Consider the following 13,896-nt stretch of genomic DNA (forward strand, 5'->3'; position numbering starts at 1 on the left):
GCCATGACGGATTTGAAAGAGAGGCAGGAATGGGACGAGGTTCTCGGGTTCTGGTTTCCTGAGGGGCGTTCGTTGGATGTTGATCCGCAGGCGCACCGTGCGCATTGGCACTGGAGGATGCAGGGCGGCGCGGATGATCAGATCACGGCGGATTATTCACAACTCACTGAAAGGGCGGCGCAGGGTGACCTTGATCACTGGGCGATTGATCCGCACGGAAGACTGGCGCTGATCATCATCCTTGATCAGTTTTCCCGCTCTGTCTGGCGGGATGATGCGCGCGCCTATGCGCAAGACCCGTCCGCGTTGGCGCTTGTGACAGAGGGCTTATCGAACGGTCATTTTTCCGCTTTGGCGACTCCGTGGTTCCAGATTGTGTATGGCCTGCCACTGGGCCATTGCGAAGGCCCGGACCATCTGCAGCGTCTCGACCGGTTGATCCATCTGCGGCAAGAAATAGCTGAAACCGCACCGATCCCCCTGCGGCCAATCTATCTCTCTTTGGTCAATCAAGCCCACGACGTTCGAAAAATCATTGCCACATTCGGTCGCCACCCCCACCGCAATGAAGTTCTGAACCGCAGTTCGACCGCAGCCGAGCAAGTATACCTCGCCAAAGGCCAGTTTCCGCACATGAGAGCATTTCAGTAACCGCCTGATGCAAATTGTTGCCCATGGGCAAGCACCGCCAAGTATCTGGCGTTCATCGCTTATCCTCAAACCGGTGAACAAATCACCGTATCACGGCCTTGCGCGACGACCTGCGGCATCCAACCGGTCAGAATGAAATCGAGGCTCCGGCCAATCCATCGATCGCAGGGGGATCGTCCGTTGCGGCGTCACCGTCATTGATGGGGAGCGTTCATCACCTCGATTCAGGTTGCGGTTCTGGTCACCTTTACATCGACCGTTTCGGCGGTGTTCGCCGATCTTGCGCTGCGTCGGTCATCGGGGCTGCGGCACTGTAGCGGGTTGCAAGGGGGCGCTCCGGGTGGTCGGTTGCGCGCAGAATAGACTGCAAAGATTATGGCAATGACCACAACCCAGCGCCAAGAGAACCCGACTGCACGGCAGCGTGCGCAAGCGCGCATCATAATGCCCGTTGCGCGGCCTTTGCGCATTGCGGGCGCGTTGTCGGTCATCGCTGGTTTGATTTGGCCGTTTCAGGCGGCGGCGTTGGCTTGGGCTATTTCGGGTTGGGTGGCGGGCCACATGGATCGCACCGGTATCGCGGCTCTGGTCTTTGTCTTCGGCGGTGTCTTGCGTGCCGGGCTCGACCACCTTGCCGGCGGCTATTTGTTCGAGGCGGCTGACCAGACGATCTCCCGCGAACGTGCCGCGCTGATCGGGCGTGAGGCACGCGCGCGTGCGAACGCGAGTTCGGCCGAGGTGGCGGCGCTGATCGTGCAAAAGCTGCCTTTGCTTCAGCCTTGGATCACTCGCTATCACGTCGCCATGGTGCGGGTTTCGGTGCTGCCCGCTGTCCTGCTGGCTTTGACTTTTTGGTATTCATGGGTGGCAGGTTTGGTCCTGCTGGTGGCGGGGCCGCTGATCCCGGTGTTCATGGCGCTTGTCGGCAAGGCGGCAGAAGACGAGTCGCGCCGCCAGATGGACGAGATCGGGTCGATGAATGCGATGCTGATGGACCGGCTGTCGGCGATGCTGGACATCCGGCTGTTGGGGGCGGCAGAGCGTGCGGCGGCGGATTTCGGCGGCCGGGCCGAAGCGTTGCGCATCCGCACGATGGCGGTGCTGCGGATCGCGTTTCTGTCCTCGACGGTGTTGGAGTTCTTCAGCGCCGTCGGTGTCGCGATGGTCGCCGTGTTCGTCGGATTTACGCTTTTGGGCGCGATCCGGTTCGGCAGTTGGGGCACGCCGCTTGGACTGGACGCGGGTATATTTCTTTTGCTGATCGCACCGGAGTTCTTTCAGCCGTTCCGCGATCTGGCCGCAGCTTGGCATGACCGTGCCGCCGGATTGTCCGTGGTGGCGGATCTGGACGCGCTGGACGCCGCCGACAGGGTCGCTTTTGTCGGACTTGCCGAGGCTGCATCCCCGATGACCGGGCCCCTTGCGCTTGCGCTGTCCGGTACGGTCGTCGCGCTGCCGGGGCGCAAGGTTGTGCTGCCCGATCTGCGGTTGCGGGCCCCGGAGACGCTGGCGCTGACCGGGCCAAGTGGTGCGGGCAAAAGCACCGCGCTGGCCGCCATCGCGGGGCTGGTTCCACTGTCGGCGGGGGCCATTTCCGTTTGCGGTCACTCGCTGGATCACAGCACCGCAGATGCCTGGCGGGCGCGCATCACCCTGATCCCGCAAGCGCCGCATTTTCCCGATCAGACATTGCGCGATTGGCTTGACCCCGATGGCGGCGGCACCGACCCATGGCCCGCCCTGCGACAAGCCGAGGCCGCGGGGATTGTGCAGCGCCTGCGCGCCGGGCTGGACACACGGCTGGGCGAGTCCGGCGGCGGTGTGTCGGGCGGCGAGGCGCGGCGGCTGATGATCGCCCGCGCCATCCTGAGCGGGCGCGAATTGATCCTTGCCGACGAGCCGACAGCGGATCTTGACCCCGAAACCGCAGCGCAGGTTATTCGCGCGCTGGTCCGGCTGAAGGACGACGGGCATAGCCTGATCGTCGCAACCCACGACCCAGTGCTGGCCGCAGCGATGGACCGTTCCATCGAGGTTCGGGCATGAGGGCGCTTGTTCCGATCATTCGGTTGCTTCTGACAGCGGCACCCTGGGCGATGGCGCGAGGGGCGGCGCTTACGGTGATCGTTTTGCTGATGGGCGCGGCGCTGCTGGGCCTGTCTGGTTGGTTCATCACCGCGACAGGGATCGCTGGCCTTGCTGGTATCGGGATCGCCTTTGACGTGTTCCGTCCATCGGCAGGGGTGCGGTTTCTGGCGCTTGGCCGAACGGCGGCGCGCTATGGTGAACGAATCCTGACCCATGACGCGACGCTGCGCGCGCTGGCTGCGCTGCGGGTGACGCTGCTGCGCCGGCAATCCCGGTTGGGCGACCGTGAGCTGGCCAGCCTGCGCAGTGAGGCGGTGCTGACGCGGATCGTGTCGGATGTGGATGCGCTTGACGGGGTTTTGCTGCGGCTCGTGCTGCCCCTATCGGCGGCGTTCGTCACCCATGCGGTTGTCTTTCTGGCACTTGGCTGGCTGGCGGGATGGCCGGTCGCATGGGCCATTCTGGGCGGTTATGCCCCCGTTGCGGCGATTATCCTTTGGCATCTGGCGCGGCGCAGTATCCGGCCCTCGGACGAAGTCGAGGCGCAGGACCAGAGGCTGCGGCATGGCGTTATCGACATGATCCGCAATCGCCAATCGCTGATCCTTGGCGCGATGCTTGCCCCGCGCGAGGCGGAGTTGTTGGCGATTGATGCGCAGTCCCGCAAGGCCGCGCGGGCGCTGGACCGGGTCGACCGCAATGCAGGTGCGGCGCTGTCTGCGCTGGTTGCCGCGACTGCGGCTCTGGCGCTGATGGTTGGCGGTTGGTTGGTTGCGCGCGATATGGCAGGGCCCGCAATTGGCGCCATCGGTGTCTTTGTCGCGCTGGCGTTGGCTGAAACGTTGCTGCCGCTGCGGCGCGGTTTTTCCGATTACGGCAGGATGATCGGTGCTGCCCGGCGCATCGGGACGGACACAAAGCCACAGCCCTCAGGTTGCCAGGAGGTCGGTCTGGCGGGCACGCCCGTTCTGACCCTTAGCCAGCGCGGACTGAGCATTGAACTGGAGGCCGGAGACGCCGTTGCCCTGACCGGGCCCAGCGGCAGCGGCAAGACGAGCCTGCTGATGCAGATTGCCGGGCTTGCTGACAACGACGGGATCAGCATTCTTGGCCGCCCTCCTGCCCACTGGGCGGACGCGGCGCTGCGAAAGGTTGTCACGATGGTGCCACAACGCAGCGCGCTGATTGCCGGAACGATCCGCGAGAACCTTTCTTTGGCGGGCGAAGTCGAAGATGCCGGGATGTGGCGCGCTTTGGATGCGGTGGCGCTGGGCGATGTGATCCGCGAACGCGGCGGGCTGGACGCCCGGCTGAATGAGGGCGGCGCAGGGCTTTCCGGTGGACAGGCACGGCGGCTGTCCTTGGCGCGGGCGGTCCTGAAATCTCCTCGGCTTTTGCTGCTGGACGAACCGACCGAAGGCTTGGACGCCGACACGGCCAATCGGGTGCTTTGGGGACTGCGCAACGCACTGCCTGAGGCGGCAATCATCGCGACCCTGCACCGAAGCGCCAATCATCCGCTGTTTACCCGGCAACTTTCGTTGCAAAATGACGAAGTCACCAACCTCCGATTGGATTTGCAGGTATGACGGCACCAATCAACCTTCGGCTGAGTCGGCACTCCGGCCAATTCCGTTCACCCCGTCGCTAGGAGAACCGAAAATGGAACTCGATATCGTCGAGCTGTCACGTCTGCAATTTGCGTCGACGGTCATGTATCACTTTCTCTTCGTGCCGCTGACATTGGGCCTGTCGGTGATCGTCGCGATCATGGAAACGGTCTATGTCATGACGGGCCGCCCGATGTGGCGGCAGATGACCAAGTTCTGGGGCATGCTCTTTGGCATCAACTTTGCACTTGGCGTGGCCACCGGCATCACGATGGAATTCCAGTTTGGCATGAACTGGTCCTATTTCAGTCACTATGTCGGCGACATCTTCGGCGCACCGCTGGCTCTTGAAGGATTGATGGCATTCTTTCTTGAGGCGACGTTTGTGGGGCTGTTCTTTTTCGGCTGGGACAAGCTGAGCAAGGTTGGCCATCTCGCCGTGACATGGCTTGTCGCGATCGGGTCAAACTTTTCCGCGCTCTGGATCCTGATCGCCAACGGCTGGATGCAGAACCCGGTCGGGGCCGAATTCAACCCTGAAACCATGCGGATGGAGCTGACCAGTTTCTATGAGGTGATGTTCAACTCGGTCGCGCAGGCAAAATTCGTCCATACCGTCTCGGCAGGGTATGTCACGGCTGCGGTTTTCGTTCTTGGCGTTTCATCCTGGTATCTGCTCAAGGGGCGCCATATCGAACTTGCCCGCCGGTCGATCACGGTTGCCGCGTCGTTTGGCCTTGCCTCGGCGTTGTCGGTGGTGCTGCTGGGCGATGAATCCGGCTATGATGTTTCGCATAACCAGAAAATGAAAATGGCCGCGATTGAGGGCATGTGGGAAACCGAACCGGCCCCCGCGCCCTTCAATCTGATCGGTTTCCCCGACATGGAAGCGCGCGAGACGCATTATGCGGTCAAGATTCCCTGGTTGATGGGCCTGATTGGCACCCGTTCGCTGACCGAGAAAATTCCCGGCATCAATGACCTTGTGGCGGAATCCGAAGACCGCATTCGGTCGGGCATGATCGCTTATGACGCGCTCTTGACGATCCGCGAGCAACGGGCAGAAACAACGCCCGAAGTGCGCCAGACCTTTGAAGATCACGGCGGAGACCTTGGCTATGCCTATCTTCTCAGGCGCTATCTGGACGATCCGCGCGACGCCTCCGAGACGCAGATCAAGCAGGCTGCCGAAGACACGGTGCCAAATGTCTGGCCGCTGTTCTGGGCGTTCCGGATCATGGTCGGGCTTGGTTTCAGCTTTATCGCCGTAATGGTCTATTTCTTCTGGCGGTCCAGCTTTCGCGGCCAAGTCTATCCTCGTTGGGCGCTTTGGGGGGCGGTTGCGATTATCCCGGCGCCGTGGATTGCGGCCGAACTGGGTTGGATTGTCGCCGAATACGGTCGCCAGCCCTGGACGGTGGACGGGGTGCTGCCCACGGCGATGTCGGTCAGTCACCTGTCGGTTGGCGATCTGTTGCTGACGCTGACGGGCTACATGGTCTTCTATACAGTCCTGTTCATTGTCGAGATGGGGCTGATGCTGAAATATATCCGCAAGGGGCCGACCGAGGACGTGGAAGAGACTGAAATCTGGACGGCGCGCCATGAATACCGGCTGCGCACCACTGACGGCAAAGGCCCCTTTGCCAAAACCCCGGCGGAGTAAGTGTCATGATCCTTTTTGAACTGATCTCTTACGATGCGCTGCGGGTTATCTGGTGGCTGTTGCTCGGTGTCCTGCTGATCGGCTTTGCCCTGAGTGACGGCTTCGACATGGGGGTCGGCGTTCTGCTGCCCTTTGTGGGCAAGACGGATGTCGAGCGCCGCATCGCCATCAATACAATCGGCCCGGTCTGGGAAGGAAACCAAGTCTGGTTCATCCTTGGCGGCGGCGCGATCTTTGCCGCCTGGCCGCCGCTTTATGCGGTCAGTTTCTCGGGCTTTTACCTAGCGATGTTCCTGATCCTTGCGGCGCTGATCGTGCGTCCCGTGGCGTTCAAATATCGCTCGAAACGTGAGGATCCGCGCTGGCGGACAACATGGGACTGGGCGCTGTTCGCCGGTGGTGCGGTGCCTGCGCTGATCTTCGGTGTTGCGGTGGGCAATGTGCTGCAAGGTGTTCCGTTTGAATTCACCCCGGAACTTTTCGCCCGTTACGAGGGCGCGTTCCACGCCAAGTTCGCGGGCCTGCTGAACCCTTTTGCCCTGCTTGCGGGTATCGTGTCTCTGGCGATGCTGACCACCCACGGCGCGGCATGGCTGTCGTTCAAGGCCGAGGGTGTTGTCGCCGCGCGCGCCCGGGCCATCGGGTCAGTCACCGGGGTTGTGACCATCGCGGGCTATGCGCTGGCCGGGCTTTGGATGGCTTTCGGGATTGAGGGCTATGCGTTGCTGGACCCCGCGGTCGCCAACGGTCCGTCCAATCCGCTTTACTCAGAAGTCGTGCGTACCGGCAGTTGGTTTTCCGCCTATGCGGTGCGTCCGTGGATCGCGCTGGCGCCTTTACTGGGCTTTTTCGGCATGGTGATGGCCGTGCTGGGTCTGCGGGCGGGGCGCGAGGGGTCGACCCTTTTGTGGTCCAAACTTGGCATTTTTGGCGCGATTTCCTCGGTCGGGCTGACGATGTTCCCGTTCATCCTGCCGTCGTCGATTGATCCCCGCTCATCGCTGACGGTCTGGGACGCCTCATCCTCGCATCAGACGTTATTTGTGATGCTCGTCTCGACCGCCATCTTCATGCCGATCATTCTGGCCTACACGGCTTGGGTTTATAAAGTGCTCTGGGGCAAGGTCACCGAGTCTGATGTGACCGACTCTGGCTCTGCCTACTAATTAGAGGAATACGTCATGTGGTATTTTGCCTGGATGCTTGGCCTGCCGTTGGCAGCGGTGTTTGCCGTCGTCAACGCGATGTGGCTTGAGATGCACAGCGACCGCGCCCTGTGGGAGAAAGACGACCCGGGCGCGGAAAAAGATCTGCACTGAAAATTCACAGTATCGCACGGAAAACCCACTGGTTGCGGCTGGATCGGTGGCGATCAGAGTAACGAGTGGACAACAGGACGTCCGACAGTAGCAGGATTTTCGACCCCGGGTGATTGCTTACCCTTGCGGTGTTTGGCGGTGCTGGCGCGGTTGCAGTATCGCAAACCGCGCAGACAGCCCCGTGCTGGTCAAGAAAATGAAGGATACGATATGGAAACGGACAGCGCGCAATGGATTGACCAGTTCGAAGGTCTGCGACGTTTGCCGAATGATCTGCGCGATGCACTTGTTGCGGGCAGCAAGGTGGTGGAGGTTCCCGAGGGCACGCCCGTCTTCAAGCCCGGACAATCGGCGGATAACCTGTTGCTTTTGCTCGAAGGCACAGTGCGCGTGCAGCAGAAATCGGACACCGGACGCGAGGTGTTCCTCTACCGCGTCAATGCCGGCGAAAGCTGTGTTCTGACCACCGCCTGCATGTTGGCATTCGAGGACTACGCGGCCGACGGAGTCGCCGAAACCGATGTGCGCGCTGTGGCGATTCCGCGCGCAACCTTCGACGATCTGGCGGCGCGGTCGTCAGTGTTCCGTGAATTCGTGTTCAAGGCGTATTCGCGACGTATCACCGACCTGTTCACCTTGATCGACGACATCGTCTTTCAGCGTATGGATGTGCGGCTTGCTGCGCGGCTGCTGGAACTGGCCGTGGATGATGTAGTTCACGCCACCCACCTTGTGCTGGGCACCGAGCTGGGCACCGCGCGCGAAGTCGTCTCGCGCACCCTGTCCGAGTTTCAGCGGCGCGGCTGGATCGAACAGCGTCGCGGCGAAATCCAGTTGGTTGGGCGCGCGGCGCTTGATCGTCTGGCGCGTTCTGCCGGAGAACGGTGACGAAGTCACCGAGAGATCCTGTCCTATCGGATAACGTGTTTTTGACACTGATTCTTGAAGGGGACTGAACATGACCAAGAACATGGGAAATTTTGACCGTGGGTTGCGGATCGTGGTGGGGATTGCCCTGCTGATTGCGGCCTTTGCCACCGACTTTGGGGCAAGCGGCTGGTTGCATTGGACGATGATCGCGGCGGGTGGCATTTTCGTGGTGACCGCGCTGATCAGCACTTGTCCGCTCTATGCCATCTTCGGCATTCGCACATGTCAGAGGTAGCCGCGATGGAAACCGTTTTCACACCTTGGCAGTCACTCGGCGGAGGCGCCTTGATCGGGGTCGCCGCGACCCTGCTGATGCTGAGCCTTGGCCGGGTTTTCGGCGCAACGGGCATCTTGAGCGGCCTGTTGTCGCCCGGGCCATCCCAAGATCGGCTGTGGCGGCTGGCTCTGCTGCTCGGAATGGTCAGCGGACCGCTGGCGGTGCTGTTACTGTCCGGACAGATGCCCGCCGTTCAGGTGCCGGTCTCAGTTCCCATGCTGTTGATTGGTGGTCTGGTCGTGGGCGTTGGAGTCACCTACGGCTCGGGCTGCACGTCCGGTCACGGAGTCTGCGGGTTGGCCCGTCTGTCACCACGTTCTTTCATAGCCGTGCTGACCTTTATGATCACGACCGCCGGCACCGTTTATGTCCTGCGCCATGTTATCGGAGCGTAACCCATGAAACTTTTTTCAACCTATCTGATCGGGCTGGTTTTTGGCGTCGGCATTGCGATTTCCGGTATGGCGAACCCTGCCAAGGTGCTGAACTTCTTTGATTTTGCCGGAACCTGGGATCCGTCGCTGGCGTTCGTCATGGGCGGTGCCGTCGTCGTGACATTCATCGGATATCGCCTTGTTCTGGCGCGCCGCGGGCCGTTGTTCGAAAGCGGCTTTCAGCTGCCCACAAGCAACAAGATCGATGCACGGCTGGTCGGCGGCTCTGGTCTGTTCGGCATTGGCTGGGGCATCGCGGGGTTCTGCCCCGGCGGAGCGCTGCCAGCGCTTGGCACTGGTCGCTGGGAGGTGGTTTTGTTCGTGACCGCGATGGTCGCCGGTATCTGGCTGGCGAAATTCCTGCAATCTCTTGGAGCAGCGTCGACCACTGCGAAGACCTGATTTGTCATTTACACAGCGCGATGCTGAAGGGGCGTGAAAAAATGGCCCACCCCGTCCCATCGCGCTGATACGGTGCCCTAAGCCCAGAGAAAACCGCCGATACCGGCGGCATAAAATTTTGCTGTGGCGTTTTTTGAGCGCCTGAAAGACATACATGACGCCGAACCTGTCCAGATATCTGCCCATCCTGAAATGGGGCGCGACTTACAGCCGCGCAGAGCTGAGCGGAGATCTGATCGCCGCCATCATTGTGACGATCATGTTGATCCCGCAATCGCTGGCCTATGCGTTACTGGCTAGACTGCCGCCAGAAGCCGGTATTTACGCTTCGATCGTGCCAATCGTCCTTTACACGCTGTTTGGAACCAGCCGTGCCCTGGCGGTTGGCCCGGTTGCGGTCGTGTCGCTGATGACGGCCGCAGCAATCGGCGAGGTCGCGCAGGCGGGCACTGCCGGTTATGCCGTTGCTGCCCTGACGCTGGCGGGATTGTCGGGCGTCATGCTGCTTCTTTTGGGGATTTTCAGGCTGGGATTTCTGGCGAACTTCCTGTCGCACCCGGTCATCGCCGGTTTCATCACCGCGTCGGGCATTCTGATCGCTGTCAGTCAGTTGCGCCATATTCTGGGCATCGGGGGTGACGGGCATGCACTGCCGGAGATGCTGACCTCTCTGGCGGGCAACATCGGTGATTTGAGCGTTGCGACATTGATCCTTGGGGCGGGTGCCATCGCGTTCCTGTTCTGGGTCCGCAAGGGTCTGAAACCGCTTTTGCAAAAGGCCGGTCTGCCATCGGGCGCGGTCAATATCTTGTCCAAGGCCGGGCCGGTTCTTGCCATTGCCGTCACCACCGGGGCAACCGCCGTATTCGGTCTAAGCGACAGGGGCGTGGCGATTGTCGGAGCTGTCCCGCAGGGGTTGCCGCCCTTGACGCTGCCCAGTTTTGCGCCCGATCTTATCGGTGCATTGCTGTTGCCTGCGCTATTGATATCGGTGATCGGCTTTGTCGAATCCATATCGGTGGCGCAAACGCTGGCGGCCAAGAAACGCCAGCGCATCGATCCAGATCAGGAATTGATCGGGTTGGGCGCGGCAAATATCGGGGCGGCCCTTACGGGCGGTTTTCCGGTCACAGGCGGATTTTCCCGCTCGGTCGTGAATTACGATGCTGGTGCAGAAACGCCGGCCGCCGGTGCCTATACCGCCGCCGGTCTGCTGGTCGCATCGCTGTTTCTGACGCCGTTGATCCATTTCCTGCCCAAGGCAACGCTGGCGGCAACGATCATCGTCGCAGTGCTGTCGCTGGTGGATCTGTCGATCCTCAAACGCACTTGGATCTATTCGAAAGCCGATTTTGCTGCTGTGTTCATCACCATCGCCCTGACGCTTGGCCTTGGAGTCGAGGCTGGCGTATCGGCAGGGGTTGCCGTATCTATCTTGATTCATCTCTATCGGTCTTCGCGCCCGCATATGGCCGTGGTCGGACGTGTTCCGGGAACCGAGCATTTTCGCAATGTCGATCGTCACAAGGTCGAAACCCGCGAGGACATCATTTCGCTTCGGGTCGATGAAAGCCTCTATTTCGCCAATGCCCGTTTTCTGGAGGACCGCATCTATGACATGGTCGCCCGTCAACCCGCCGTGCGGCACGTCATCCTGATGTGTCCCGCTGTGAACGAGATCGACATGAGCGCGCTGGAAAGCCTTGAGGTGATCAATTCGCGGCTGCGTGACCAGAACGTCAGCTTTCACCTCAGCGAAGTCAAAGGCCCGGTGATGGACCGGTTGGAACGGTCGCATTTCTTGTCAGAACTGTCGGGACAGGTATTCCTGTCGCAACATCTCGCGGTCTGCGCCTTGTCCGCATCACCAGACCCTAAAACCGCAACTGCAAAAGGAGCCAGTCATGTCTGACTATCAACACCTCACCCGCCACAGCCCGTCAACCGGATCCGGTTCCCCAGACATCTGGGGCATCTACGAGGCCGATACCGGATCCGTTCAATATGTCATGGCTTGCCCCGAGACGAAAAAAGCCGCCTTGATCGACGTCGTGCTGAATTTCGACCCCAGATCCGCGCGAACCTCGACAGAAAGCGCCGAAAAGGTGCTCGAACTGGTCAAGGAACAAAAGCTTGAACTGGTCCGCATCCTCGACACGCATCCCCATGCGGATCACATGCTGGCGGCGGCCTGGCTTAAAGAGCAGACGGGTCTGCCCAACGCGATCGGTGCGCGCACAAAGAAGATCGCCCAGCTTTGGCGCGATTACTACAACCTGCCGGATCTTGATCCTGCGCCGCATTTTGATGCCTTCTTCGAGGATGGCGACAGTTTTGATATCGGCAATCTGACCGTGACCGTTGAGCTTTCGACAGGTCATACACTTGGTTCAATCAGCTATTTTTCCGGAGATGCCGGGTTTGTGCATGACACTCTGATGTTCCCGGACAGCGGGTCGTCGCGGGCAGATTTTCCCGGCGGCAGTGCAGCGGAGCTTTGGGACAGCATCCAGTCGATCCTGTCGCGCCCCGATGACACGCGCCTGTTCGTCGGCCATGACTACGGCAAGGGCGATCGCAAAGAGCCGGCGTGGGAGGCAACGGTCGCTGAGCACAAGGCGCAGAATATTCACGTCAATGCAAAGACGGACAAGGCAACCTTCATCAAGACCCGCGAAGAGCGTGACGCGACGCTCGCCCTGCCAGACAGGATCCTGCACGCCTTGCAGGTCAATCTGCGCGGTGGTGTTCTGCCGCCCAAAGAGGACGACGGCCACAGCTACTTCAAGATTCCGGCAAACCGGTTCTGAGAGGCGCAGGTTCGGTGAGGTCTGTTGTGCATGGAAAGCGCGATAGCTTTTGAGTGGCAACAGACCTCACGGTTCAAATGCCTCACCGTTAAAATATCCGTCTGCCCGATGGCCGCGTTGGAACGCCTGTCCCTCGTCCTCAGCTGAACCGGTTTGCCGGGTCTTGCGGCGGATGTTCTTAACCACCTTTCCGGCAGCGTCTTTCGACGTCTGTGGCTTCTTCGTCCGCTCGGTCTCCAAACAGTGGATTCGCGTTCCCCGAGCGTTTGTGCAAACGAGCGGTGACAAGCCACGAGCAGTATTTGTGCGTTCTGGCAGGCCATGGTAGAACCCGAAAAAATGGCACTATGTATAATCTGATTGGGCTTACATCGCAGTCCCGACTGTCGCGACAGCCGCCATGAGCCGACGCGAATCGGCATATTGTTGGATGAGAAAGAACTCAGTGAAAACAAAGACTCCCAGCATTTCTAACGCTGCTCGCTTATCCGTTGCCCCGATGATGGATTGGACCGATCGCCACTGCCGCGCTTTGCATCGGCTGATGTCCAGTCGGGCGCTGCTCTATACCGAAATGGTGACGGCGCCGGCTTTGGTTCGGGGCGGGGCGCTGCATCTTTTGACGTTTTCGCCCGGGGAGCAGCCGGTTGCGCTGCAACTTGGCGGGTCGGATCCAGCGGAGCTTGCGCAGGCGGCGGTGATGGGTGCGGGTGAGGGGTATAGTGAGATCAACCTGAACTGCGGTTGCCCGTCCGACCGGGTGCAGTCGGGCAGTTTTGGTGCCGTTCTAATGGAAACGCCGGGTCGGGTGGCCGATTGTGTGGCGGCGATGATTGCCGCGGTTCCGGCGGATATTCCGGTCACCGTGAAATGCCGCATCGGCGTGGACGATCAGGAGCCCGAACAGGTGTTGCCTGACTTTCTGCGCCGGGTCCGCGATGCCGGTGTGGGACGGGTGCAGATCCATGCGCGCAAGGCCTGGCTACAGGGGCTCAGCCCCAAGGAGAACCGCGATATTCCGCCGTTGGATCATGATCTGGTGGTCGCGATGAAGAGTGAGTTTCCTGACTTGCACATATCGCTGAACGGCGGCGTCACCACATTGGAGCAGGTCGAGTCGCTGTTGGCGCGGGGGCTGGACGGGGTGATGATTGGCCGGGCGGCTTATCACGATCCCTGCTCGATCCTGCTGGATGCCGACCGGCGGATCTTTGGCAGCCCTCTTCCGGGACGGTCAGCACCCGAGATCGTCGAGGAGATGTATCCGTATATCGAAAGCCATCTGGCGGCGGGCGGGCGGTTGAATCAGGTGACGCGGCACATGCTGGGCCTGTTTGCCGGACAACCCGGCGCGCGTCATTGGCGGCGGACATTGTCGGAAAACGCCCATCGCCCCGGCGCGGGGATCGGCGTGCTGCAAGCGGCGCTGGAGACGGTCGGAGAGGCGCAGGCCGCCTGAGCTCATTTACAGCGGTTGCTTGCCCGCGCGTGCCAATCGCGCAGCGCGACCCCCGCGTCGTTGCTTAAGCGAGGCGGCTCGCTCGGGCAGGGCGGCGATGATCGCGCGGCGCTCCTCCGGTGTCATCCGTGACCAGCTGCCGATTTCGTCCAAGCTGCGCAGACAGCCGGTGCAGATCCGCTCGGCCGGGTGGACGATGCAGATCTTTATGCAGGGGGATTCGATTTCATCGCGCATCCAAAGGTCATCC

The 13,896-nt window shown here is 61.0% G+C and carries 14 protein-coding genes; 13 read left to right on the plus strand and 1 reads right to left on the minus strand.

Annotation, left to right across the window (positions count from 1 at the left end):
• The first annotated feature begins 3 nt into the window (after nt 1-3).
• From FQ320_RS12305 to dusA, 13 genes are all read left to right on the plus strand, one after another.
• Entirely contained in the window at nt 4-651 is a 648-nt protein-coding gene (locus FQ320_RS12305; RefSeq protein WP_148472642.1) for a DUF924 family protein, read from the plus strand.
• A 381-nt stretch (nt 652-1,032) separates the two neighbouring features.
• Nucleotides 1,033-2,697, plus strand: coding sequence for an ABC transporter ATP-binding protein/permease (locus tag FQ320_RS12310; protein WP_148472644.1), 1,665 nt, complete (start codon nt 1,033-1,035; stop codon nt 2,695-2,697).
• Nucleotides 2,694-4,328 (plus strand): amino acid ABC transporter ATP-binding/permease protein, encoded by a 1,635-nt coding sequence (locus FQ320_RS12315; protein ID WP_148472646.1) that lies wholly within the window; start codon nt 2,694-2,696, stop codon nt 4,326-4,328. The genes FQ320_RS12310 and FQ320_RS12315 overlap by 4 nt, the downstream gene beginning before the upstream one ends.
• 73 nt (nt 4,329-4,401) lie before the next feature.
• Complete coding sequence (locus FQ320_RS12320; protein WP_148472648.1) at nt 4,402-6,015, plus strand: cytochrome ubiquinol oxidase subunit I; 1,614 nt, start codon at nt 4,402-4,404, stop codon at nt 6,013-6,015.
• A 5-nt stretch (nt 6,016-6,020) separates the two neighbouring features.
• The gene (cydB, locus tag FQ320_RS12325) at nt 6,021-7,181 is read left to right on the plus strand and encodes a cytochrome d ubiquinol oxidase subunit II (RefSeq protein WP_148472650.1); all 1,161 of its coding nucleotides are present in this window, start codon (nt 6,021-6,023) and stop codon (nt 7,179-7,181) included.
• Nucleotides 7,182-7,196: 15 nt separating this feature from the next.
• Entirely contained in the window at nt 7,197-7,334 is a 138-nt protein-coding gene (cydX, locus tag FQ320_RS12330; protein WP_148472652.1) for a cytochrome bd-I oxidase subunit CydX, read from the plus strand.
• Nucleotides 7,335-7,544: 210 nt separating this feature from the next.
• Nucleotides 7,545-8,222 carry a Crp/Fnr family transcriptional regulator gene (locus FQ320_RS12335; RefSeq protein WP_148472654.1) on the plus strand — a complete coding sequence of 226 codons (678 nt, stop codon included), beginning with the start codon at nt 7,545-7,547 and terminating at the stop codon, nt 8,220-8,222.
• A gap of 70 nt (nt 8,223-8,292) precedes the next feature.
• The gene (locus FQ320_RS12340) at nt 8,293-8,499 is read left to right on the plus strand and encodes a DUF2892 domain-containing protein (protein ID WP_148472655.1); all 207 of its coding nucleotides are present in this window, start codon (nt 8,293-8,295) and stop codon (nt 8,497-8,499) included.
• 5 nt (nt 8,500-8,504) lie between these two features.
• Nucleotides 8,505-8,936 (plus strand): YeeE/YedE family protein, encoded by a 432-nt coding sequence (locus FQ320_RS12345; protein WP_222861610.1) that lies wholly within the window; start codon nt 8,505-8,507, stop codon nt 8,934-8,936.
• A 3-nt stretch (nt 8,937-8,939) separates the two neighbouring features.
• Nucleotides 8,940-9,377 carry a DUF6691 family protein gene (locus tag FQ320_RS12350; protein WP_148472659.1) on the plus strand — a complete coding sequence of 146 codons (438 nt, stop codon included), beginning with the start codon at nt 8,940-8,942 and terminating at the stop codon, nt 9,375-9,377.
• 154 nt (nt 9,378-9,531) lie between these two features.
• On the plus strand, nt 9,532-11,289 hold the full coding sequence (locus FQ320_RS12355) for a SulP family inorganic anion transporter (RefSeq protein ID WP_148472661.1): 1,758 nt from the start codon (nt 9,532-9,534) through the stop codon (nt 11,287-11,289).
• A complete protein-coding gene (locus tag FQ320_RS12360; protein ID WP_148472663.1) occupies nt 11,282-12,187 on the plus strand; it encodes an MBL fold metallo-hydrolase in 906 nt (301 codons plus the stop codon). The genes FQ320_RS12355 and FQ320_RS12360 overlap by 8 nt, the downstream gene beginning before the upstream one ends.
• Nucleotides 12,188-12,617: 430 nt before the next feature.
• Nucleotides 12,618-13,646: a tRNA dihydrouridine(20/20a) synthase DusA gene (dusA, locus tag FQ320_RS12365; RefSeq protein WP_148472665.1), complete on the plus strand. Its 1,029-nt coding sequence runs from the start codon at nt 12,618-12,620 to the stop codon at nt 13,644-13,646.
• 6 nt (nt 13,647-13,652) lie between these two features.
• Here the strand turns inward: dusA and FQ320_RS12370 are convergent, their stop codons facing one another.
• The gene (locus tag FQ320_RS12370; protein WP_255509483.1) at nt 13,653-13,883 is read right to left on the minus strand and encodes a DUF1289 domain-containing protein; all 231 of its coding nucleotides are present in this window, start codon (nt 13,881-13,883) and stop codon (nt 13,653-13,655) included.
• Nucleotides 13,884-13,896 lie beyond the last annotated feature (13 nt).

The sequence above is a fragment of the Oceaniovalibus sp. ACAM 378 genome (assembly GCF_008085915.1).
Lineage (GTDB): Bacteria > Pseudomonadota > Alphaproteobacteria > Rhodobacterales > Rhodobacteraceae > Oceaniglobus.